We start from the raw sequence: 22818 nt of genomic DNA, 5'->3' as shown, positions 1-22818 counted from the left end.
CAATCTTGTCTTTGTAACGTTCGGTAAGTAACATTGTACGTTCCCCTATGTCGCTGTTATGATTGCACAGTATTTCGACATGGGTTTAATAAATCCTATTGGTTCCGGCTTGTCCGGGTTAGGATTTCATACTATTACAGTATTCGGAATAAATATCGTTTTTGTTTAGACCTATTTCGGAGGAAACATTTATTTATTTTACTCTCTTCATTACTAATTGCCATTCTCGCAAGTGGCTGCGGCAGTGCAAGGAACGCCGGTAAAGAAACAAGGGACCAGTTAATTAGGTATAATGTTTGCGCAGAACCCGAAACTCTTGATCCGGCCAAAGCCAACGGTATGCCGGAAGGCACTATTATACTGCAATTATTTGACGGTTTAACCCGCTATGATGAAAATCAAGAAATAAAGCCGGCTATAGCAGAAAGCTGGCAGATATCCACGGACGGACTTATCTATACTTTTAAACTGCGTGACGCAAAATGGGGCAACGGCGAGCCAATAAAAGCGCAGGACTTTGTTTTCAGCTGGTTAAGGGTACTGGCGCCTGAAACCGCATCCGAGTATGCCTACCAGCTTTTTTATGTGAAGGGTGCTGAAGATTACAACAGCGGCAAAGGCAAAAAAGAAGATGTGGCTATAAAGGCAATTGACGACAAAACCTTGCAGGTGACCCTGGAGAAGCCCACGCCTCAGTTCCTTGGACTTACAGCCTTTTATACTTTATTTCCGGTTTATGAAAAAAGTGTGCAGGACAATGACAACTGGTTTACCGACCCTGCCAAATATATTGGCAATGGACCGTTTAAAATGGTGAGTTGGGAACACAATCAAAAAATTGTTTTAGAAAAAAACCCCAATTACTGGGATGCCGCGAAAGTCAGATTAAACAAACTGGAAATCTATTTAATTGATTCTGTGGATACCGGTTTTAACATGTTTAAAACTGGTCAGTTAGACTTCCAGGAAGAAGTACCGGTACAGGAAATAACCGCTATGCGGGAAAGTAAGGAACTGCAAATAGCTCCGGACACTTCAATATATTTCTACCGGTTTAACGTAACACGCAAGCCCTTTGATGACGTAAGGGTACGTAAAGCGCTGGCTATGGCTATAGACCGCAAACAACTGACCGACAATGTGCTGATGGCCGGTGAAAAACCCGCTTTCGCCTTCGTACCCTTTGGTTTTAAAGATGAAGGAGGCAAAGACTTCAGACAGACATCAGGTAATTTGTTTGAAGAAAATTTGACGGAAGCCAAAAAGCTGCTAGCCGAGGCCGGCTATCCGGAAGGCAAAGGATTTCCCAAAGCGGCTATATTGTTTAATACCAGTGAAAACCACATGAAGATTGCGGAAGCTATACAGCAGATGTGGAAGAAGAATCTAGGCATTGAAGTATCGCTGGAGAGCACCGAATGGCAGGTATACATGGACAGGGAGGAAAGTGGCGATTACGATATAGCCCGTGCCGCTTGGACGCCTGACTATCTGGATCCTATGAGCTTTATCGACTTGTTTGTTACAGACGGCGGCAACAACTATACCGGATGGGGAAAAGCCGCGTACGACGCGCTGGTTGATGAGGCAAACTCCACCAGTGATCAAAAAATCAGGATGGAAGCTATGCGCAAGGCGGAAATGATCCTTATGGATGAAATGCCGGTTATGCCCATTTACTTCTATACCAACGCGAACCTGATCAAAGAAAGTGCCAAAAAGGTCATTGTTCCACCTTTCGGAGTTTTCGCGGATTTTAAATACGCGTACGTGGAGTAAAGAAGGTAAAGTATGCAAGGTATATGAGTGAAAACTCATATACCTTTTTAATTATGTTAATCCTGTCAATTTGTTTTTATATTTTTATGTTTATAGACGTTTCCCGGAAAGGTGATTCTCAGATGGGTTATTTTCTCAGAAGAGCATTGACTTCGTTGTTAGCCTTGTGGTTAATCGTAACTATAACCTTTACAATCATGCACTTAATACCCGGCGGGCCTTTTGCCTCTGAAAAAAAACTGCCGGATGCAATCCTGCGCAACCTGGAACAGCGCTACCATCTTAACGACCCCTTATACAAGCAATACGCCGGCTATTTGATTAACCTGCTGCAAGGCGACCTCGGGCCTTCTTTCAAATATGAAAACAGGACTGTTAACAGCATCATCCGCGAGGGCTTCCCGGTTTCCGCGGCGCTGGGTTCGCTGGCAATTGTGCTGTCTTTGTCGGCGGGTATCCTGGCGGGGACTGTCTCAGCCTTGCGGCAAAAACGCTGGCAGGATTATACGGTAATGACTATGGCTACTTTTGGCTTCTCCATACCCAGTTTTATCCTTGCGGGCTTGCTGATGTATGTGTTTGCTTACAAACTGCGCGTCCTTCCTTCCGCTCTTTGGGGCGCCTGGCAGCAGGCAGTGCTCCCCACCCTGGCGCTGGCCGCGCTGCCCACGGCCTTTATTGCCCGCTTAGTACGTTCCAGCATGCTGGAGGTACTGCGGCTGGATTATATAAGAACAGCCAGGGCCAAAGGGCTTTCTGAAAGTAATATCATCCTGCGCCATGCACTGCCCAATGCCATTCTGCCGGTCGTAACCTACTCCGGCCCATTAATCGCCGCTATTCTCACGGGAAGTTTTGTGGTGGAATTCATTTTTGCCATTCCGGGGCTCGGCAGGTGGTTTGTACAGAGTATAACCAACAGGGACTACACGGTTATTCTTGGTGTTACTATTTTTTACAGCGCCTTTTTAATGTTGATGAACCTTATTGTGGACCTGATCTACATAGCCATTGACCCGCGCATAAAACTATTTGACTCCAAGGAAGTATAGCCGTATGGAAATAAAACCGCAAATGTTTCAGCCTCTGCCGGACGAACTGCAGGCGTATGAAAACACAAGTCCTCCCGCACACGGTTACTGGAAGGATGTCTGGTCGCGCTTTAAAAAACACAAACTGGCCATGACCGGTTTAATTATAATCGGTTTGCTTGTATTAATGTCAGTCATTGGCCCCTGCATGTCCGGCCATACTTATTATGATCAGGACCTGTCCATGGTCAACAGGGCTCCAAACAGCATTTACTGGTTCGGCACTGACGCTCTGGGAAGAGATTTATTCACCAGGGTCTGGTGGGGCGCCCGCATTTCACTGTTTATTGGACTGTTGACCAGCGTAACTTGCCTGGTAATCGGTGTGCTTTATGGTGGTATTTCCGGGTATTTGGGCGGCCGCGCCGATGAGATCATGATGCGCCTGGTGGAAGTACTGCTAAGCATCCCTTTCCTGCTCTATGTTATTTTACTAATTATACTTTTTGAACCGGGCCTGAAGGCAATCTTTTTAGCCCTGGGACTGGTTTGCTGGCTGAACATGGCCAGAATAGTGAGAGGACAGGTGCTCTCTCTCAAAGAGCGGGAATATGTTCTCGCCGCGCGTTTGCTGGGAATAAGCAAATGGCGGATTCTTTCACGTCACCTGATCCCCAATGCTATGGGACCTATCATTGTGACCGCCACACTCCTGGTGCCGGAGGCTATTTTCACGGAAGCATTTCTAAGCTTTCTGGGGCTGGGAGTCTCATCGCCGCAGGCAAGTTGGGGTGTACTGGCCAGCGAAGGTATGCACGGACTGCGCAATTATCCCTGGCAGCTGTTTTTTCCCGCCTTTCTGATCAGCTTAACCATGTTTGCTTTCAATTTTGTTGGTGACGGTCTGCGTGACGCGATGGACCCCCGAGGAGGGCTAACGTGACACAACTGCTTTCAGTCAAAGACCTAAAAGTTAATTTCAAAACCAATCTGGGGGAAGTCCAGGCTTTGCAAGGTGTAAGCTTTGACCTGGTCATGGGAGAAGTAACCGCTGTTGTGGGAGAGTCAGGCTGCGGCAAAAGCGTCACCGCACTCTCAATAATGAAGCTGCTTCCCACTCCTCCCGGCTGTATCGTAAGCGGGCAGGTAATTTTTGACGGCCAGGACTTATTGCTTAAAAACGAAAAAGAAATGAGAAAAATTCGCGGCGGCAGTATTGCTATGATCTTTCAGGAAACCAATACTTCACTCAATCCCACTTTAAAGGTGGGAACTCAAATTATGGAGGTTTTGCAAAACCACAGCGAGCTTCCGGCTTCAGAGAAAAAACAAAGAGCCCTGGAAGTTATCTCTATGGCTGGATTGCCCGACCCTGAAATGGTTTATAAGCAGTACCCCCACCAGCTGAGCGGGGGCATGAAACAAAGGGCGATGATTGCCATGGCCTTGGCCGGCGGCCCCAGGCTGCTCATTGCAGACGAGCCCACAACGGCCCTGGATGTCACTATTCAGGCTCAAATTTTGGAACTGCTGCAGGAATTAAAACAAAACCTGGGAACATCACTGCTTCTGATCACTCATGATTTAGGTATTGCGGCGGGAATCGCCTCTCGTGTCATGGTTATGTATGCAGGCAAAATAGTTGAAAGCGGGACGGCCGGGGACATATTTCATGACCCGGGCCATCCATATACCCGTGGGCTGCTGGATTCAATACCACGGCCGGGCCAGCGGCAAAAACTTAGTCCCATTCCCGGCCGCCCGCCTGATTTGATTAACCCGCCGCAAGGCTGCGCGTTTTGGCCGCGCTGCGGGCAGGCCATGCTGATCTGCAGGGAGTTGCCGCCTCAGGCAACTAATCTCGCAGGTTCTCACCAGGTGTGCTGCTGGCTTACCCACCGTTACGCTTTTAATAATTATTAAAGAATAAGAAAATATATCTGAGATATGGCAGAGTGACAGATATTGAAAAAGCTTGTTCAAATTAAAAACCTCAAGAAATATTTTAAAACGGGCCGCAGGCAGGTCCGGAAAGCTGTAAACGATATTACTTTTGATATTTACCGCGGCGAAACACTGGGTTTGGTAGGAGAAAGCGGCTGCGGCAAAACCACCCTGGGTAAAATCATTGTACGCCTGTACAAACCAACATCAGGGCAGGTAATCTATGACGGCATAGATGTACATAAAACCGGGAGCCCCCATAATATAGCACTTAATAAACATATGCAGATGGTCTTTCAGGATCCCTACGCTTCATTAAACCCGCGTATGACAGCGGGAGAAATCATTGGTGAGGCAATAGATATACACAGTCAGGGCCAAAAGGGATTCAAGCGGGAGCGTGTAATTGAGTTGCTGCAGACAGTCGGCCTGCATCCCGGCCTGTCCGGCAGGTACCCGCATGAATTCAGCGGCGGGCAGCGCCAGAGAATAGCTATCGCCCGGGCGCTTGCCGTGGAACCTGATTTTATTGTTTGTGACGAGCCGCTGACAGCGCTTGACGCCTCAATTCAGGCACAGATAGTAAATTTACTGGAGGACCTGCAAAAACAAAAAGAATTAACTTACCTCTTTATTTCTCATGACCTTTCCATGGTCAGGCACATATGTAATCGTATAGCGGTGATGTACCTGGGGCAGGTGGTAGAACTGGCAAGTAAAGATGAACTTTTTGAACATCCCCTTCACCCATACACACAGGCAGTGCTTTCAGCCATTCCGGCGCCGGATCCCGACCTGGAAACAACAAGCCGGCGGGTTATCCTGCCAGGCGAAGCTTCAAACACTTTCAAGCTGTCTTCGGGCTGTGGTTTTAACAGCCGCTGTCCCAAAGCAGAAGCCAGGTGCCGTCAGACAGCACCGGTTTTATCAGAAAAAGGCAGCGGACATTGGGCTGCCTGCCACCTCTCATAATTAGAACGGAGCAAGCTATGAAAATTATTGTCGATGCGGACGCGACTCCCAAAAACGCGCTGGACATTTGCCGCCTTGCGGCGAAAGAGTTTTCGGTTCCTTTGGTCACGGTGGCCAGCTTCAACCATCGCATCGAGTCCGACCGGCACGTGGTGGTAGGAAACGCCCCCCAGGAAGCCGATATGCAGGTGGTAAACCTCACCGCCAGGGGGGATATTGTAGTGACCCAGGACTGGGGTCTGGCGGCCATGGCGCTGGGCAAGGGCGCCTTTGCCCTATCCCCCGCCGGGCGGATTTTCCGGGAAGAGACCATTGAGTTTTTACTCGAAGAAAGGGAAATTAAAGCCAGGATCCGCAGGGGCGGAGGCAGAACAAAAGGCCCTAGAAAAAGAACATCTGAGGACGACGATAATTTTAAGAGAAGCCTGTATAGGCTTCTAGGAAAAAGCGGCAGAATATCCTAAAAAAATATACTCTTTTTTCGCATAGCTATCGAGGCTATTGTTTGATAGGAACATGAGAATTATAGATAATATTAGGAAACTTGGAATCAATGTTTTATTAGGAAGTTTTGAAGAATTCTCAAAAGAGTGGTCGAATTGCAATAATACAAACAAAACTCCTTTAGTTCGTCATAACAAACATGAAGGATCATTTAATTCTTTATTCCGAACTTGAAAGTTTACCTTCTGCCCTTTTTTATCTTCCCTTGTAAAAAGCAACCGCCCCTTGCTCAAAATCTGGTAAGAAAGGAAGGGCGGAGCCTGGTTCAGGATTATAAGGTCAACTTCGCCAGTTTTAAGCGATGATGTGACTATTGAAAGAAGTTCCAGCTTCTTTTCAAAATAGCGTTCCGCCGGGAAGTCCATTTCAAGCAGGACCGCAAGGTCGACATCACTTGCCGGTGTCTGTTTGTCCTCCGCATAAGATCCGAAAAGGTAGAGGGATACTACTTCTTTGTCCATGCTCATTATTTCGGTAAGTACTGGGATATATTCGTTTAATGTCTTATTAAAGTGGTCAATTTATTTTCACCACTATTTTTATATTAACTATATTTTACCATATTATCCGGTCGCAAAAATTGTCAATCCTTAATTTCCCTTTTTTCCATTCTAACTTAATTACGCAAATAAATTACCTGCGAAGACTGTAATCGCTTTTCCCGATATAAGCACACGGTCTCCCCGCACCCGCACTTTAAGAACCCCACCCCGCCGCGAAGCCTGGAAAGCGGTAAAATTATCTTTCCGCAGCCTGGCCTGCCAGAAAGGCTCCAAACAACAATGAGACGAACCTGTCACCGGGTCTTCATTGACGCCTGCCGCCGGAGCAAAAAATCGCGAAACAAAATCAAACTCCCCTGATAAGGATGCCGCTTCTAGTATAGAATTTTGCGGTTTCGTCCCTGCCCAAAAAACCTTTTTCCCATAAAATATGGGCGGAGGCCAGTGTCGCATGGCCGCAGAGATCGACTTCCACACTGGGGGTGAACTAACGCAAGTCATATCCATCAGCCCGCCGGTAAAGAAAAGCGGTTTCCGACTTATGGTAATATTGTAATTTAAATAACCATTAGGCGTTATGAATCTGATATAATATTTTGTTAAATTATGTCAAAAAATAGTTAAATCAATTAGGGTTTTTGAATAAGAGATATAATAAAAAATCCTAAAATAAAAAAAGATATTAATAAGAAATATATTATTAACAATTTGTTTGGGCGCTTAATAAATGGAGGGATATTTCCGCCAGTCCAATGGCCTGGGTTATACTGGTTATCATTCCATTCTTCTAATTCATCTAAGCATTTGTTCTTTTTAATTCTTTTTTTTATTTTATACCTTGAAATATTAACACATCCTTAAATATTTTTTATTAAATTAAGACCCCATAGGCTGCCCACTGTTTAATTATACCATATATGTCACAATCAGCAACTGGAGATTAGGGTTGCCTATTGTAGAGATATCCATTAAAGACAATTTTAACCCCCTATGTTAGAACAGAAACAAATTCCCTGTTACAATAAGGTCTATAAATTGATAAACAATAAAATAAAATCAAACACCTAAAACCTTGGACTATCCCAGGGATTTTTATTTTGCAAGAACTTTTACAAAAGCCCAGCGGTAAAATGTCAAGCAGCATTTTCGAGAAAACTGGAAAAATTTTTAGCCCATGAAGACCAAAAAGGGAATAACAAACTAAGCCCAGATATTGAAGGACACCTGAATCCGTGATAGCTTAATACAAAAAAACCAAGAAATTTGGCAAAAAACCCCGTATAATAGAATTAACAAGGGATAATCCCGAAACTGATTTTTCACCTGCGGGGTGCATGCATGAAATTTATTATTGAACAATCTAATGAAGACCTAACGCCTCATTCAGGATTAGCTTTAGTTGGAGCGCTATTAAATAAAACCGCCTTAAAATTATGGCTGGATAAAACAAAGGTCCCAGGTGTTTTAACCCCACAGATCACTCACGGAGAAATCGGCACAGCTTACATCGGTCTTCTCTGTCAAGGAAAAAGTGATTTTGACCACATTGAACCATTTCGCCAAGACAACTTTTTTACGTTAGCGCTTAATCTTAAGGACACACCGTCAAGTCCGACACTCCGGCAGCGTCTGGATATGGCTGCAAGTAACCTTCAATGGAACGATATTATCCTTGAAGAGTCTGTAAAACTGATTAAAAACAGTTCTGCACCATTGACGCCGATTTATCTGGGAACATTGGAGGCACAGCGCCAGTACTTACCGTTGGACATTGATGTATCCCCATTCGATAATTCCGACTCAAAGAAAGAAGGTGTTTCACGTACTTACAAGGGATTTGACGGCTTTGCCCCGATTTTTGCCTATTTAGCCCGGGAAGGATACGGCATTAACACCGAACTACGCCAGGGAAAGGACCATAGCCAAAACGGGACAGTCGAATTCTTAAGAAAAAGTATCAGCCATGGAAAACACTTAAGTTCTCTACCCCTTCTTGTCCGGATGGATTCCGGGAATGACAGCGCCGAAAACATTAGCGTCCGCTTAGACAAGGAGACAAAAGCGGACTTCATCATTAAACGCAATATACGAAAAGAAAAGACAGAAGTCTGGTTGGCCATTGCCCAACAGAACGGACCAGGGTGTATCGAGCGCGAAGGGAAGACCGTCTATATGGGCAGTGTGATGTGGAAACCAAAAGGGTTCAAAACACCCGTTCGATTGGTGTATAAAGTCACTGAGAGAACCATTCTCGCAAACGGTCAGGCCCTACTCGTTCCAGACATTGAAGTTGAAACCTACTGGACTTCACTTCCCGACCCTGCCCATGTGATTTGAGGGCAGTGTTATAATTCCTAAGTCCCGAAAATTCCATATAATGTCATATTGAGCTCTGTATTTTAAAAGCGTCACGGATTCAGGAATAGATTAATTTAACATTGTTTTCCACATTAATATACCTTTCTCCTTGTGTAATATATCCTAATGAGTAACTATTATTAGAACACCGGCGCCCAGGTGATCAGGGGCAGTTCCTGGTAGGGAAAGTCCCTGCTGTCAGGCCTTACCCGCACGGTGTACCCGAAGGCGCCCTGAGGCATGGTCAGCCGGCCGGTATAACGGTAGATATTCTCGGCAATTTCACTCTCCAAAGTCATGGGAAGCACCGTTATATTCTTCAGGCCGCCTTCCACCACCTCCCCGTACACCATCTCCACAGCCACACTCCTGGTGTAAATCAGGCCCAGGCTGAGGACGGCATTCAGTTCAATCGTCTCTCCCGCATTCATCTTCGGCCTGCCGCTGGATTCAACCGAAACAAAGGATACCTGGTCCCAGTAATCCAGGATCAGCTTTTTAAAGTTGCTGGCGTGGCCGGCCAGGTAATTGTTATTGTCCGTAAAGTTTTTTCCCCTTTTGATAGCGGGTATGTAAAATCTCTCAGTATACTCAGCAACCATACGCCCGGTGTTAAAAACGGGGGCGACCGACTTGATGGTCTCTTTCATCAGGCGTACCCACTCCGGCGAGAACCCTTCCGTCTTCCGGTAGTACATGGGCACCACCTTTTCTTCCAGAACGCTGTACAGCGAGTAGCAATCATCGCGGTCCTGGATCTCATCGTCCTCATAAGCGCTTTCTGAACCGACGGCAAAGCCGTTGGAGCCGTTGTAAGCTTCCGGCCACCAACCATCCAGGGTGCTGACATTGATCAGGCCGTTTACGGCAGCCTTGATGCCGCTGGTACCGCTGGCTTCCATCGGGCGGCGCGGTGTGTTGAGCCAGATATCCACCCCCTGGACCAGGTGTCGGGCCATGTGGATGTCGTAATTTTCCAGGAGCAGCACCTTACCCCTTAATTCCGGGCGCATTGAAAAGTCGTATATTTTCTTGATTAAATCCTGCCCCGCGCTGTCAGCGGGATGCGCTTTGCCGGCAAAAACCAGTCTGACAGGCCGCTCGGAATTGTTGACCAGCTGTTCCAGCCTGGCCAAATTGCTGAAAAGCAGGCACGCCCTCTTATAGGTGGCAAAACGCCTGGCGAAACCTATGGTAAGGATATCGGGGTCCAGGTAGTCGTCTACCTCAATAATATGCTGCAGCGGTTCCCGGTTGCGCCGGCGCTGCTGTTTTAAACTGGTCCGCGCAAATAAGATCATCTTCTCCTTTAGCAGCCGGCGCACTCTCCACAATTCCTGGTCAGGAATATCATCCACACCAGCCCACATTTCCGGCTGGGCAATTTGCTCAAACCACCTTTTCCCCAGGTAACGTGAAAAAAGTTCTTTCAATTCGGCAGCCAGCCAGGTTTCCACATGCACCCCGTTAGTTACCGAGGTAACGGGAATTTCCTCAGGATGCAGCCTGCTGTAGCAGGGACGAAACATTTCTCTGGCCACCTTGCCGTGCAGCCGGCTGACCCCGTTAGACATAAAGGAGTGGCGCAGGGCCAGCAGGGTCATGTTGAATTTTTGCCGCTCTCCATCCCAGGCCAGGTCTTTGAGTGCTCTAAAATCTATGCCCATCTCGGCAACCATGTTTCCAAAATAGCTGGCGATAAGCTCTTCGTCAAAAAGGTCATGCCCGGCCGGCACCGGAGTGTGGGTGGTAAAAACAGTGGAAGACCGTACCACCTCCCGGGCTGTATCAAAAGATACCATGTAGCGCGTCAACTCGCGGATGCGCTCAACGATTAAAAAGGCGGCATGTCCCTCGTTAATATGCCAGGCGCCTGGATTTATACTCATGGCACGCAGGGCTCTTACCCCTCCCACACCAAGTACGATCTCCTGTGACAGCCGGTAGGCCCTGTCCCCGCCGTAAAGCTGGCCGGTCAGGTTGCGGTCCGGTATGGAGTTTTTGGGTGTATCGGTGTCCAGCAGGTAGACTGCAATCCTGCCTACTTTTACTTTCCATACCTGGATAAACACCGTGCGGCCCTGCAGGTCCACAGTAACTTCAAGCCGGCTGCCGTCCGGGTTGTTGACCGGTGTGATCGGCAGCTCATAAAAATTCAGGTGCGGGTATTCAGCCTCCTGCCGGCCTTCGCTGTTAATCCTCTGGTGAAAATATCCCTGCTTGTACAGCAGGCCGACACCTATGAAAGGAAGGCCGAGGTCGCTCGCTGATTTGCAGTGATCTCCCGCGAGCAGGCCCAGGCCCCCGGAATAAATGGGGTGCGACTCGTGCAGGCCGAATTCGGCGGAAAAATACGCGATAACATCTTTGCAGTGATCCGGGTATTTTCGTGAAAACCACGTTTCCTGCGTCAAATAGCGGTCGTATAAATCAATAACCCGCTTATAAAGGATCAAATAATCCTCGTCCTGTGAAGCCATAACCAGGTCCTTTTCCTGGACATGCATTAAAAACTTAACCGGGTTATGCTGGACTTCACGCCAGAGGTCCTGGTTAATTGATCTGAAAAATTCAATACCGGCCATATTCCAGCTGAACCAGAAGTCATAGGCCAGTTCCCTGAGCCTGCCGATAGCTTCGGGAAGTTTGGGAGTTACGGAGACTGTGCGAAATGGGAACATGAAGCTCCTCCAGGAAGTTTTTGAAAAAATTCTACCCGTTTCACTAAATTCCTTTATAATTATAAGGAATAAAAAAGTAAATAAATTCTGAAAAGGATTTTCAGTTTTTCATTTCGAAAGTATATACTGTATACAATATCTCCCTAAAATAACCTGCCTTAACGCCGACATAATTGTTTGACTTTTGTGAGCCAGTCAGCTAAGTGACTGGCTGGACGAGATCATAGTAAGGTGTGTATCTGTTCAGAATTCGACGTAAGAGGTGAAACTTGTGGGCGAAACAAGCCATTTTACCAACCCCAAGTCCCTGGCGGTTATAGGGGCTTCCAACACACCGGGGAAAATAGGCAACGCCCTGGTAAAAAACCTGATCGAAAGTGGTTATAAAGGCAAAATTTACCCGGTCAACCACAAAGAAAAAGAAGTATTAGGGCTTCCCAGTTTCCCAAGCATTACGGAAATACCAGATGATATCGAGACAGCTATTTTCGTCGTCCCTGCGAAAAAAGTACTGGATGCGGCACTTGAATGCGGCAAAAAGGGAGTCAAGAACCTGGTTGTAATCACAGCCGGTTTCAAAGAAATTGGCCGCGCAGGCGCGGAACTTGAAAAAGAGTTCCTGGCAATCTGCCGGCAGTACAATATGCGTATGCTCGGCCCTAACTGTGTCGGGTTTATTGACACCCATACTCCGATCAACGCCACTTTCTTAAAAGGCTTCCCCCCTAAAGGAGAGATAGCTTTTATCTCCCAGAGCGGGGCTATCCTGGCTTCGATCCTGGACTGGAGCCAAACAGCCGGGATCGGTTACAGCAGAATATTCAGCCTCGGCAACAAGGCTGACCTGAGTGAAGTAGACTTTATCGCCGAAGCCGCGGACGACCCCAATACAAAAGTAATCCTCTGTTATATTGAAGACGTGGCCCACGGACCTGAATTTTTAAAAACAGTGTCTGAGGCTACTAAAAAGAAACCGGTTGTTATTCTAAAATCAGGCACAAGCCAGTCCGGGGCTTTGGCCGCATCATCCCACACAGGGGCGCTGGCGGGCAGCAACCTGGCTTATGACACAGCTTTTAAAAGGTGCGGTGTACTGCGGGTGTCGAGCATGTCCGAACTTTTAGACCTGGCCATTGCCTTTGCCGATCAGCCTGTTCCTAAAGGAGACCGGGTGGCGGTGGTGACGAATTCAGGCGGGCCCGGCATCATCGCCACGGATAAAGCTGAATTGAACGGCCTGCAGATGGCCCGCTTCAGCAAAGAAACCATTGAAGAACTGCGCTCCTACCTGCCCGCCGAGGCCGGCATCTATAACCCGGTAGACGTGCTGGGCGACGCCAAGGCCGACCGTTTTAGATTTGCGCTGGAAAAAGTATTCAAGGATGAAAACGTTGACAGTATAGCGTTATTGCTGTGCCCGGTGGCGGTAACCGAACCGCTTGAAACGGCACAGGCCTTGATTGAATTAAGCAGGGAGTATCCGGAGAAAACCGTTATTGCCGCTTATATGGGCGGCCAGGCGCTGGCGGAAGGCGCAAAGCTGCTGACTGACAACGGCATCCCCTGCTTTGCCATGCCTGAGCCCGCCATAGCCGTAATTGCCGGCATGTCGTCGTACAGGAAGATGAAAGAACGGGCGGTTGCCAGGCAAAAAGCGGAGGATGTTAAACCTGATCAGAAGACTGTCAAGGCGGTGTTTTATGACGTGAGCAGGGACAACCGCCTGGCCCTGCTGGGCAGCGAAGCGTCGGAGGTAATCGAAGCTTACGGTGTGGCGGTGGCGCCGACCGCTTTATCTCAGAGCCCTGACGAGGCTGCTGAGATAGCTGAAGAAATGGGTTACCCGGTGGTTCTAAAAATAGCTTCGCCAAAAATCCTGCATAAAACCGACGTAGGCGGCGTCATAGCAGGGCTGCAGTCTTCCGAAGAAGTCAAAAACGCTTACGTTAATATCATGGAAACAGTGCACAGGTACCTGCCCAACGTTGTGCCGTACGGTATAGAAATTCAGAAGATGGTGCCCAAAGGAATAGAACTGATTGTAGGCATGACCAGGGATGTCCAGTTCGGACCAATGGTAGGTTTTGGTTTGGGAGGCATTTTCGTCAACCTGATCAAGGATGTTTCCTTCAGGCTGGCCAACGGCCTGACCAGTGAAGAAATAGCCGAAATGATCTCTGAAACCAAGGCTTACATGCTCTTAAAGGGCTACCGCGGGGATAAGCCGGCCGACATAGCCGCTATCAGCGAGGTTATCCGGCGGGTGGCGATATTGGCCAGAGATTTTCCTGAAATTACCGAGATAGACATCAACCCGGTCTTTGCTTATGAAAAAGGAGTAGCCGCCCTCGATGTCAAAATAACACTATCGTGAGGTGAAAGAATATGAAGAATCTTTATGTCACTGGTGTAGCCGGATGCGGCAAAACAGCCATCGCCCTGGGGATCGCCTTAAAGCTGAAAAGGGAAGGGATTAAAGTCACTTATTTCAAGCCGGTGGGAAGCAGGCCCAGGCCGCAGGGAAATGAAGACAGCGACGCCCTGCTGATGCATGAAGTACTTGACATGAAAGCTGACGTAAAAGAGATTGCCCCTTTTACCGCCGGCACATCTTACCTGTCAGGTCTGAAAAATCAGGAACTGGCTCTGGCTAGTATTAAAGAATCTTACCAAGCCATATCCGGCGAAGCTGATGTGGTCATCATCGACGGGTCTACTTTCCCTCACGTGGGAGCGGCCTTCAGCCTGGACGTGGCCAACCTGGCGCCGGCGCTGGACGCACACATATTAAACGTGATCAAGCTGGAAAACGATTTGAGTGTGGACCAGGCTATCTTCTTTAACAGCAACTGCACAGCCAGGGGGCTTAAGATAATCGGCCATATTTTCAACAATGTGCCGCGGCAGCTGCTGGCTAAAACAGAAGGTGTGTTTAAGCCGGTCCTTGAGAAAACCGGCTGCGCCACTCTCGGGATCATCCCGATGCGGCTGGAAATTGCCTCACCGACAGTATCGGAGTATTACGAGGTGCTGGGAGGCGAACTGCTGGCCGGAGAAGAAAAGTTGGACCGCTTTGTGGAAGAAGTGATCGTTGGCGCCATGACCCTGGAAAGCGCTTTAAAATACATGCGCCGCTCAGCAAATAAAGCGGTGATAATGGGCGGCGACAGGGCGGACATGGCTCTGGCCACACTGGAAACCAGCACTTCGGCCCTGATCTTAACCGGCGGGCTGTACCCGGATGTAAAGGTTATTGCCCGTGCCGCTGAAAAAGGGGTACCGCTGATACTGGTACACTATGACACCTACACAACCATCGAAAAAATATCGGAGGTGTCCAGGCGCATCCGGCCCGGCGACGCCACAGGTATCAACATAGCGGTCGAAAATATCGAACAGCACTGCGACTGGCAGTCAATCCTGAAATCCCTTGAAGTATAGGTTCAGGAATGGGGACACATCTCTATTTGGAGCCTGCCTCTATAGCGATGTCCCCAAATTGCAGTTAAAAGCAAGGCGCCTGTTTACCGGGCGTCTTTTTTTTTTGGCGGTATTTTTTGTTTTTTGGGTAAAACTAATTCAAAGATTACAAAAAGCGGGGAGGAGCTTTCAGGGTGGCTGAACAGGAACCTTCTATCGGCAAAATTGAAAAGGAAATCGACTGGTCAAGTTCAATCGGGGTGCCTATGCCGGTTTCTGAAGTAGAGGTTTACCAGCGGGTGGAGAAGATCGAACTATCACTTTTAGATAACGGCGTCCTGAGAATACAGGCGTTAATAAAACTCTTTGCCCTGACTGCAAGCAGTGTTGATGAAAAACATGTGTTTAACCCGGCCAAAGTTTTTACCAACGAAGTTGAAATTAACTCTTTTATCAACCTTAACGCGAAGATTAGCCGGGAAGACATATTGTCCATCGACCACCAGGCCGCCGTGAAAAATTATGCCATCCGGCCTGGTCACATCATTATCAGCGGGACAATGAAGTTAAACATAAATTATATCCTTCACCTGGTCCTGGACGGCACGGTAACAGACTTTGCCAATAACTCCCCGATTAACGGCGCCACTATTAATGTGAGAGATATTGAAAGCGGTGAGATAAAAGCTACTACCAACACCGGGAGCAACGGCAGGTATTTTTTCAACAAGCTGCCGCCGGGCATCTACCAGATCGAGGCTAACACCGATACCCATATGCCCGATCAAAAAATCAGCGTGATTAAAACAAAGGACACAGTAAACTTTGTGCTGCACCAGTAGGAAAATAAGAGATAAATGGATGATTCTAGAAAAAAGCAATCAGGAATTTGCGCGTAAAAAACTCCATTATCAGGTATTAATTGATTGGTGAGCCTTAACAATTGCGAAGTAATTTCGTTTTGTCTTGCTTCCTAAAGCCATCCCCCTATCAGCACCCCATACTATCAACACCAGTAATATAATTATTTGGAGAGATTGGTAGGAATATCTATCTTTTTGTAGAAATTTTTTAGTAAAGCCTAAGCATAGTACCTGTTAATACAGCCGGGCCTGCCGGAAAAGAAGACATAATTTTATTTAGCCGAATATGAGCTCCTCCCGGCGCCGGGACGGGCTTTGTTTTTTAATCCCTTTGTGATTGAAGATGCAAATGACCCTTTCATGCACCAAAAGGACCCTTTTGCGCAAACATGGCAGGAATTGCTATTTTAAATGACAAGTTATTAGGGAGATAATTTAGTGGATCATATGACAGTCTTACAGCTTCTGTTAATATCCCTGCCGGAAGCCATATTAGTGGCAGCGCTGGGAATTACTATCGCAGGATTCAGTCCGCGCCTGAAGCAGTTGTTTATAATCGGTATTTTTCATGCATTAGTTTCGTATATTGTCAGGTCGTCCCAGGTGCCCTTTGGCCTGCACACAATAATATTGCTTTTAGCTTTTATTCTAATAATTTACGCGGTTACCCGTTTAAGCCTAATAACTTCCGCACTGGCGGGTTTGGCAGGACTCACTGTATTTGCTGTGGCAGAAATGCTGATCGTCCCGCAGCTACTGAAGATAACAGGCTACACATATGTACAGGCACTTAACGACCCGGTATTGAGAATCTACTTCTTCTTGCCGGAAGCCGCAGCTATCATTTTAATAATTATTTTTTTCCGGCGCTATCGTATAGACATTCTGACTTACTGGAAAAAAGTAAAACAAACCGGCGGATTTACCATGTCGAGGGATGAAGACATGTTGGATGAAGATTTCTATATTAAACAGTACTTCCCGCTAATTGCCCTGGTTCTATGTCCCATCCTGTTATTGGCACTATTAAACAGTACTTTCTTTTTATCCCGCACCGGCGGTATTTCTGATTCATATTTAAATATCTTTACAACCTTTATCAGCTTGGCGGTAGTAGTTTTAGCAGGTCTATCCGCGGTAGCAATCAAAAGAATCGCTAAAGTTGTAGAAGTGGAGTGCACAGCTAAACAAACGGCGGAAACTATTTTCCGAATGGAAGAGCTAATCAATTCCATCCGCAAACAGCGCCACGACTTCAATCACCACCTGCAGGCAGTGTACGGCCTCCTTGAAGTCGGCTCTTCCCGTGAAGCCAGGGATTACATAAGAAATACATTTAGTACCATTACCACCCACGGGGAACTTATTAAAACCGACAATCATGAAATAAGCGCAATGTTATATACGAAAATAGGACTCGCAGAGGCAAAGAATATAAACCTGGAAGTTTTAATTAACTGCAGCCTTAAAGATCTACCGTTAAAATCCGGAGAAGCCAATTCAGTTCTGGGCAACCTGATTGACAACGCTATGGATGCGGTGGAAAGAGCTCCGGGAGAAAGATGCCATATAAACGTGGAAATAACAAAATCATCTAGTGAGTTTGTTTTTACAGTAGCCAACCCGGGTAAACCAATTGAACCGGAAACCATTAACAAAATCTTTGAACCAAACTTCTCAACAAAAAAAGACAGGCAAGGTTTGGGACTGGCTATAGTTAAAAAACTAGTTGAACGATGCAATGGTTCAGTATCCGTATCTTCAAATAGTGGGGAGACAATTTTTACAGTTCGCCTACCAGCTAAAAAGTGAGGATTTTAATGAGCCTGTATAGTACTTCAAGTAAAATTGCAACGTATATTATCAAAGAAGCTGAATTGGGTTCGGGCCGGACTGACAGCGTGCGGTACGGCCTGGAAATTATCCTGGGCGCCATAATTAAGGGAGTCGTACTTTTAGCATCGGCCTATTTCTTGGGAATCCTGCCCCAGGTAATTATCGCCCTTACTTGCGGAAGCCTGCTGCGCCTGGTAAGCGGAGGCGCACACTGTACCAGTTACCTGCGTTGCCTGAGTTGTGGGTTGGTTATCTACCTTTGCACCGGTGAAATTGCCAAATATTTAGAAAAATTATTAAGTCTTGATCTATTGCCTGCTGTTTTATTGCCATGTTATTTAATTATGGCTTTATGCACCTGTTTATGGGCTCCCGCCGAAGTTCCATACAGGACAATAAATTATGAAGAACGGATTCCCTTTAGAACCCTCACCATGGTATTGCTGACTGTTTTGCTGACTGCCGCCTTTTTGTCTATCGGCCATATCAGGTTGTCTTTCATAATGGCCGGAATTTTAGCTTTATTGGCGCAGACTCTAAGCTTTACCCCGCTGGGTTACAAGATAATTGGCAAAATTGACAAGCTTTTATTTTACATAACGGAAAGGAGGCATATTGAACAATGCTAAAAATTAAGAGGTTCTTATTTGCCCCCCTGGTTTTAGGTGCTTTGTTTGTGGCAGCGGTGGGTATTAAACCGGCCAGCTTTATATTCTGGTACCAGCCCAAACCGCCTGAAGAATAGACATGGTTAAGGAAGGCTAGAGCTTATGAGAATAACTGTACTCATTGCAGAAGATGACCCGGCCATGCGCCATATCCTCAGGAAAGCTCTCGAAGAAATACCTGATACAGAGGTTATCGGCGAAGCAGAAGACGGGTTAGAAACAGTCCGGTTAGTCAAAGAACTTACTCCCCAGGTTGTCTTTCTGGATATCACCATGCCGGAAAAAGACGGGTTGGATGCGGCAAGAGAAATATGTGACTTCAACCCCAAGACCATACTTATTTTTGCTACAGCCTATGATAATTTTACCCATCAGGCTTTTGAAGTTTACGCCTTTGATTATTTAATCAAACCTTATAAGATTGACAGGATTCGTAAGACCATGGAGCGGATCAGATCAAATCTCACTGAAGCGGAACAGGCTGAAAACGCGACCAACAACCCTCTTCAAACATCAAAAATATTGATAAAAGAAGAAGGAAAGAAAATATTCGTAAATGTAAGAGATATTATCTTTTTAACAAGAGAAGGGCGATTCATAGTCATACACACCACCAGAGGCAAACTTAAAGCCACAGAGACCTTGGAGGCGCTGGAACAAAAACTGTCAGAGCACTCCTTTTTCCGCAGCCACAGGGGATTCATTATCAATCTGAATATGGTGAAGGAAATACAGCCCTGGGGAAGGAAGACCTGCAAGGTAATCCTAAACAATACAAAAGAATCGGTCATAATGACCAAACCCAGGGCCAGGGAAATGGAAACAAGATTTCGAATTAGTTTAGGATATGAATAGAGGGAATGCCCCTCTATTTTTATTTTGGAAAAATCCCAAGTTACCCTTTCATACATGGAAATATACCCATTCAAACACAAAAAGGACCCAATTGGTCAATATTGGAAGACAAGTTTTAAGTTGGTTGCTAAATTATTTATACGGAAATCTGGAATTAGTAAGTGATCAAACAAACCATTCCAAAGGAGGGTGTCCTCAGAATTATGGTATCAAGGATACTTACCAATAATCAATTAGAAAAATTAAGCCGCCAGTAAAAACGTGATCTGCAACGCGAACATGAAAAAACATTTACCCGGCTGCTCTTATATATTGAGCTGTTTCCAATAATTCTGAGCTCGTTATAAAGAGTAGTAATATCCTGTATCTAGCAACTATTGGGTCGGTGAAATAAGAAAACTGCTGCTACTTACCAATTTCAAGTTTAAATTCCTATGTTAAAAATACGTGTTAAAAGTTTGTTTTTTAACTATCACTATATACCTATTTCGTTTATAGAAATATTAAGTAGGAAGGTGTTATCATGAACGTTAATATTTTTTATTATTCAGCGATTTTTATCTATTTTATTTTTAGTGTTTTTATTGCATGGTTCATTTGGACTGACAGAAAAATAACAAACATGTCTGCGTTACAAGCAATACAATGGATAGTACTTTGCATTTTTATTATTATTTTAGTTCCAGTTTATATATTCTATAGGAATAAAAAACTGCTTTAAAGGACTGCGGACCGTGTAAAATATCCTTTCATTGAAAAAAATAGCCTAATCACTTTTTTCCTGCATTTTACTCAAAAATCTTCCCGACAGACTTGCTCTCAGTACCCGCTATCGCTGCACTTCCTGCGGCCAAGCCTACCCCGCAGGCTGAATAGCCAACCCAGTTGGTTACCTTAGCCCTGTAGCTGACAAGAAGTGTCGCTGGCTCCCGGCAGCTGGGCGTTGCCGGTATAAACAATAAGAAAGTTTCTTTTGAGCTATTTCTCTGTCCTGGAAGCAGTCCGGCTGGTGAAAGACCTCGCTCCCCAGGTTGTCTTTTTAGATGTCGCTATGCCGGGAAAAGACGGGTTGGATGCGGCACGGGAAATATGTGACTTCAACCCCAAGACCACGCTCATTTTTGCTACGGCCTATGAGAATTTCACCCACCAGGCTTTTGAAGTTTACGCCTTCGATTATTTAATTAAACCTTATAAGATTGCCAGGATTCGTAAGACCATGGAGCGGATCAGATCTAATCTCACTAAAGCGGAACAGGCTGAAAACGCGACCAACAACCCTCTTCAAACATCAAAAATATTGATTAAAGAAGAAGGAAAGAAAATATTCGTAAATGTAAGCGATATTATCTTTTTAACAAGGGAAGGACGATTTATTGTCATACACACCACCAGAGGCGAATTTAAAACCACAGAGACATTGGAGGCGCTGGAACAAAAACTGTCAGAGTATTCCTTTTTCCGCAGCCACAGGGGATTCATTATCAACCTGAATATGGTAAAGGAAATACAACCTTGGGGTAGAAAGACGTGCAAGGTAATCTTAAACAACACAGAAGAATCAGTCATAATGACCAAAGCCAGGGTCAGGGACATGGAAAAAAGATTTGGATTGAATATGAGATCATAAATAGAGGGAAATGTCCCTATATTTTTTTTCAGCTAAAATTCTGAGTACCTTTTCATATATGTAAATGTACCCATTCATACACAAAAAGGACCAATTTGGACAATATTGGTAGACGTGGTTATAATTATTTGATATGCTTTAAAAGCAAAGAGGGTGATTCCAATGGTCCTTTAAAAAGTGGTTCGTGAGGCAAATCAGGGAAGTCCGCAAAAACTACCACCTAAATTTAGCCTGCACAAACCACATATCCGAACTAAATATTACCATATTAAGATGTCTATGTCGATGGAAATTACAAAAATTGCACAAATGACCAAAGGAGCCTTGAACTAAAGGTATTCTTGAATTTATGGAAACAGTAATTAAAATAAGGGAGGGAAACTATGAAATTAATTAGAATTCTATTATTAGTAGTTTTTTGTTTTACATGTTTTGCAGTTCCAAGTTTTGCTGTTGAAAAAGGTCAAATTGATTACAAATCTCTTAGTGGAGAGTTAATCTCCGACAAAATTGCCAAATTAATACTTGAAGATGCTAAGAAAGGCAATAAAGATGCGCTAAATTTTTTAGCTGGTCTTGACGTATTTGACAACAGCAAAGCAAACGATGCTCTATTGTCGATGAAGGGGAAAGACGGGAAATATGTATTTCCAGATGGTAGCTATATTGAAGTAGGGACAACTATAAGCACAGTTGAAAGTGCTGAACCAAAAGCTGTTACCAGTAGCAGTAATACTAGTATTACTGCTACTAGTACACACGATCACCAAGCCCAATGTGAAAAATATTTAGGAGTAGGCATTGGAAATGTTAATTTTGGTGCATATTTTATATATTGTCAGTATTGGGTTAATACTGATAACACTGTAGACTATATATATAGTCGTGATAGGCAACAGAGTGTTCCACCTTTAACAATTACTTGTAGAGGAACTAGCCCAGCAGCATATCACGGTAACTTCTTAGACATTTATGGTTCTTTTGATTGGAATATATCTGGTGGTGGTGGTTCAACTTGGGGAGCTTTGTTAGTCTGCTTCCCTAACCCAAATAATAACTATATAGGAAGAACATATTAGTATGCTAATAAATTAAAGAGACCCACTCCCATAAGAGAATAACTCATCAAGAAGGATAGGTCAATGCTAGAGAGTAACTCTCTCTAGCATTGACCTGATGAGGTTCTACCTGCTGGAGATGCAGGTTGACATTAATATTGCATTCCTCTGCATCCCTACGAGAATAGAAACGATAAATTTGGTGATTAGCCAACATAAGGAGGTGAGTTATTTTTGAATCCAGATATTATAATTGCATCAAAACCCAGCTTTTTAGCTGCAATAATTATAGATATTATTTTTATTTTAATTATAGTAAGTGTATTTGCTTATATTATCGTTACTCTTTATAAAATTAAAAAAACTGTTATTAATATTGAAAAAAAAGTTGAAGAACTATCTAATAGATGATACAAGTGATAATAATGGGCATGGTACAATAGTGGCTGGATTAACCGCTGGTAATGGTCCGAAATATTATGGTGTTGCACCAGCAGCTAAACTAATCCATATTAAAGCTGTTGGCAGTAATGGTCTATCTGATAATTCACAGGAAGCAAGGAGACGGCAGGCCGTGTGAAAACTAGATAAATTTAACCAACATAAACCCACCAAGTGATATTATTTATTACCCTGCATAGGACGGTTATGCTACTCGAAAATCTTCCCGACAAATTTGATCTCAGTGCCGCAGTCGCTGCAGTTCCTGCCGGCAA

The 22818-nt window shown here is 45.2% G+C and carries 22 protein-coding genes and 1 pseudogene; 18 read left to right on the top strand and 5 right to left on the bottom strand.

The annotated features are described in order from the left end of the window. Positions 1-339: 339 nt before the first annotated feature. The 6 genes from Pmgp_RS16375 to Pmgp_RS16350 all read left to right on the top strand — a co-directional run bounded on the left by Pmgp_RS16375 (position 340) and on the right by Pmgp_RS16350 (position 6190). Positions 340-1779, top strand: coding sequence for a peptide ABC transporter substrate-binding protein (locus tag Pmgp_RS16375; protein WP_243119914.1), 1440 nt, complete (start codon positions 340-342; stop codon positions 1777-1779). A 122-nt stretch (positions 1780-1901) separates the two neighbouring features. Continuing rightward, entirely contained in the window at positions 1902-2831 is a 930-nt protein-coding gene (locus Pmgp_RS16370; RefSeq protein ID WP_134215286.1) for an ABC transporter permease, read from the top strand. 4 nt (positions 2832-2835) lie between these two features. Then, entirely contained in the window at positions 2836-3753 is a 918-nt protein-coding gene (locus tag Pmgp_RS16365; protein ID WP_134215284.1) for an ABC transporter permease, read from the top strand. Next, on the top strand, positions 3750-4733 hold the full coding sequence (locus tag Pmgp_RS16360) for an ABC transporter ATP-binding protein (RefSeq protein ID WP_134215283.1): 984 nt from the start codon (positions 3750-3752) through the stop codon (positions 4731-4733). Before Pmgp_RS16365 ends, Pmgp_RS16360 begins: the two co-directional genes overlap by 4 nt. A 42-nt stretch (positions 4734-4775) precedes the next feature. Next, on the top strand, positions 4776-5726 hold the full coding sequence (locus Pmgp_RS16355; protein ID WP_282432915.1) for an ABC transporter ATP-binding protein: 951 nt from the start codon (positions 4776-4778) through the stop codon (positions 5724-5726). A gap of 17 nt (positions 5727-5743) precedes the next feature. Beyond that, a complete protein-coding gene (locus Pmgp_RS16350) occupies positions 5744-6190 on the top strand; it encodes a YaiI/YqxD family protein (RefSeq protein ID WP_134215279.1) in 447 nt (148 codons plus the stop codon). 168 nt (positions 6191-6358) lie between these two features. On the opposite strand, the gene mntA is transcribed toward Pmgp_RS16350, so the two are convergent. The 3 genes from mntA to Pmgp_RS20955 form a co-directional block, all read right to left on the bottom strand. Then, positions 6359-6697, bottom strand: coding sequence for a type VII toxin-antitoxin system MntA family adenylyltransferase antitoxin (gene mntA / locus Pmgp_RS16345; RefSeq protein ID WP_134215277.1), 339 nt, complete (start codon positions 6695-6697; stop codon positions 6359-6361). Positions 6698-6850: 153 nt separating this feature from the next. After that, a complete protein-coding gene (locus Pmgp_RS16340) occupies positions 6851-7114 on the bottom strand; it encodes a PhzF family phenazine biosynthesis protein (RefSeq protein ID WP_427910047.1) in 264 nt (87 codons plus the stop codon). Beyond that, positions 7080-7208 carry a PhzF family phenazine biosynthesis protein gene (locus Pmgp_RS20955; protein ID WP_427910045.1) on the bottom strand — a complete coding sequence of 43 codons (129 nt, stop codon included), beginning with the start codon at positions 7206-7208 and terminating at the stop codon, positions 7080-7082. Before Pmgp_RS20955 ends, Pmgp_RS16340 begins: the two co-directional genes overlap by 35 nt. Before the next feature lie 863 nt (positions 7209-8071). Between Pmgp_RS20955 and Pmgp_RS16335 the strand changes: the two are divergent. Beyond that, positions 8072-9067, top strand: a pseudogene (locus Pmgp_RS16335) (IS1380 family transposase); the annotation flags it as partial. Between the two features lie 164 nt (positions 9068-9231). On the opposite strand, the gene glgP reads toward Pmgp_RS16335, so the two are convergent. Then, complete coding sequence (gene glgP, locus Pmgp_RS16330) at positions 9232-11772, bottom strand: alpha-glucan family phosphorylase (RefSeq protein WP_134215273.1); 2541 nt, start codon at positions 11770-11772, stop codon at positions 9232-9234. Between the two features lie 271 nt (positions 11773-12043). Between glgP and acs the strand changes: the two genes are divergently transcribed. The 7 genes from acs (at position 12044) to Pmgp_RS16295 (ending at position 19414) form a co-directional block, all read left to right on the top strand. After that, entirely contained in the window at positions 12044-14146 is a 2103-nt protein-coding gene (gene acs / locus Pmgp_RS16325) for an acetate--CoA ligase alpha subunit (protein WP_134215271.1), read from the top strand. A gap of 11 nt (positions 14147-14157) precedes the next feature. Then, complete coding sequence (locus tag Pmgp_RS16320) at positions 14158-15213, top strand: phosphotransacetylase family protein (protein WP_134215269.1); 1056 nt, start codon at positions 14158-14160, stop codon at positions 15211-15213. A 173-nt stretch (positions 15214-15386) separates the two neighbouring features. After that, a complete protein-coding gene (locus Pmgp_RS16315) occupies positions 15387-16034 on the top strand; it encodes a carboxypeptidase-like regulatory domain-containing protein (protein WP_134215267.1) in 648 nt (215 codons plus the stop codon). Positions 16035-16502: 468 nt separating this feature from the next. Beyond that, positions 16503-17867 carry a sensor histidine kinase gene (locus tag Pmgp_RS16310; protein WP_243119915.1) on the top strand — a complete coding sequence of 455 codons (1365 nt, stop codon included), beginning with the start codon at positions 16503-16505 and terminating at the stop codon, positions 17865-17867. An 8-nt stretch (positions 17868-17875) separates the two neighbouring features. Next, the gene (locus Pmgp_RS16305) at positions 17876-18520 is read left to right on the top strand and encodes an accessory gene regulator ArgB-like protein (protein ID WP_134215263.1); all 645 of its coding nucleotides are present in this window, start codon (positions 17876-17878) and stop codon (positions 18518-18520) included. Beyond that, a complete protein-coding gene (locus Pmgp_RS16300) occupies positions 18514-18636 on the top strand; it encodes a cyclic lactone autoinducer peptide (RefSeq protein ID WP_134215261.1) in 123 nt (40 codons plus the stop codon). Before Pmgp_RS16305 ends, Pmgp_RS16300 begins: the two co-directional genes overlap by 7 nt. 25 nt (positions 18637-18661) lie before the next feature. After that, entirely contained in the window at positions 18662-19414 is a 753-nt protein-coding gene (locus tag Pmgp_RS16295) for a LytR/AlgR family response regulator transcription factor (protein WP_134215259.1), read from the top strand. Positions 19415-20202: 788 nt separating this feature from the next. On the opposite strand, the gene Pmgp_RS19845 is transcribed toward Pmgp_RS16295, so the two are convergent. Beyond that, the gene (locus tag Pmgp_RS19845) at positions 20203-20373 is read right to left on the bottom strand and encodes a hypothetical protein (RefSeq protein ID WP_192902975.1); all 171 of its coding nucleotides are present in this window, start codon (positions 20371-20373) and stop codon (positions 20203-20205) included. A 14-nt stretch (positions 20374-20387) separates the two neighbouring features. On the opposite strand from Pmgp_RS19845, the gene Pmgp_RS16290 reads away from it, so the two are divergent. The 4 genes from Pmgp_RS16290 to Pmgp_RS20950 all read left to right on the top strand — a co-directional run bounded on the left by Pmgp_RS16290 (position 20388) and on the right by Pmgp_RS20950 (position 22682). Further along, positions 20388-21044 carry a LytR/AlgR family response regulator transcription factor gene (locus Pmgp_RS16290; protein ID WP_134215257.1) on the top strand — a complete coding sequence of 219 codons (657 nt, stop codon included), beginning with the start codon at positions 20388-20390 and terminating at the stop codon, positions 21042-21044. Positions 21045-21427: 383 nt separating this feature from the next. Next, complete coding sequence (locus Pmgp_RS16285) at positions 21428-22123, top strand: hypothetical protein (protein ID WP_134215255.1); 696 nt, start codon at positions 21428-21430, stop codon at positions 22121-22123. A gap of 213 nt (positions 22124-22336) precedes the next feature. Beyond that, the gene (locus Pmgp_RS19840) at positions 22337-22513 is read left to right on the top strand and encodes a hypothetical protein (RefSeq protein ID WP_192902974.1); all 177 of its coding nucleotides are present in this window, start codon (positions 22337-22339) and stop codon (positions 22511-22513) included. Between the two features lie 31 nt (positions 22514-22544). Then, on the top strand, positions 22545-22682 hold the full coding sequence (locus Pmgp_RS20950; protein ID WP_427910046.1) for a hypothetical protein: 138 nt from the start codon (positions 22545-22547) through the stop codon (positions 22680-22682). Positions 22683-22818 lie beyond the last annotated feature (136 nt).

The organism is Pelotomaculum propionicicum (assembly GCF_004369225.1).
In the GTDB taxonomy this organism is placed as follows: domain Bacteria; phylum Bacillota; class Desulfotomaculia; order Desulfotomaculales; family Pelotomaculaceae; genus Pelotomaculum_B; species Pelotomaculum_B propionicicum.
This window is presented reverse-complemented; position numbering and strand designations above follow the sequence as displayed.

Coding starts and splice junctions, on each gene's coding strand:
- Pmgp_RS16285 (WP_134215255.1), top strand. CDS start 21,428: ATGAAATTAATTAGAATTCTATTATTAGTAGTTTTTTGTTTTACATGT.
- Pmgp_RS16375 (WP_243119914.1), top strand. CDS start 340: ATGCCGGAAGGCACTATTATACTGCAATTATTTGACGGTTTAACCCGC.
- Pmgp_RS16295 (WP_134215259.1), top strand. CDS start 18,662: ATGAGAATAACTGTACTCATTGCAGAAGATGACCCGGCCATGCGCCAT.
- Pmgp_RS16365 (WP_134215284.1), top strand. CDS start 2,836: ATGGAAATAAAACCGCAAATGTTTCAGCCTCTGCCGGACGAACTGCAG.
- Pmgp_RS16310 (WP_243119915.1), top strand. CDS start 16,503: ATGACAGTCTTACAGCTTCTGTTAATATCCCTGCCGGAAGCCATATTA.
- Pmgp_RS16350 (WP_134215279.1), top strand. CDS start 5,744: ATGAAAATTATTGTCGATGCGGACGCGACTCCCAAAAACGCGCTGGAC.
- Pmgp_RS16305 (WP_134215263.1), top strand. CDS start 17,876: ATGAGCCTGTATAGTACTTCAAGTAAAATTGCAACGTATATTATCAAA.
- Pmgp_RS16320 (WP_134215269.1), top strand. CDS start 14,158: ATGAAGAATCTTTATGTCACTGGTGTAGCCGGATGCGGCAAAACAGCC.
- mntA (WP_134215277.1), bottom strand. CDS start 6,697: ATGAGCATGGACAAAGAAGTAGTATCCCTCTACCTTTTCGGATCTTAT.
- Pmgp_RS16370 (WP_134215286.1), top strand. CDS start 1,902: ATGGGTTATTTTCTCAGAAGAGCATTGACTTCGTTGTTAGCCTTGTGG.
- Pmgp_RS16300 (WP_134215261.1), top strand. CDS start 18,514: ATGCTAAAAATTAAGAGGTTCTTATTTGCCCCCCTGGTTTTAGGTGCT.
- glgP (WP_134215273.1), bottom strand. CDS start 11,772: ATGTTCCCATTTCGCACAGTCTCCGTAACTCCCAAACTTCCCGAAGCT.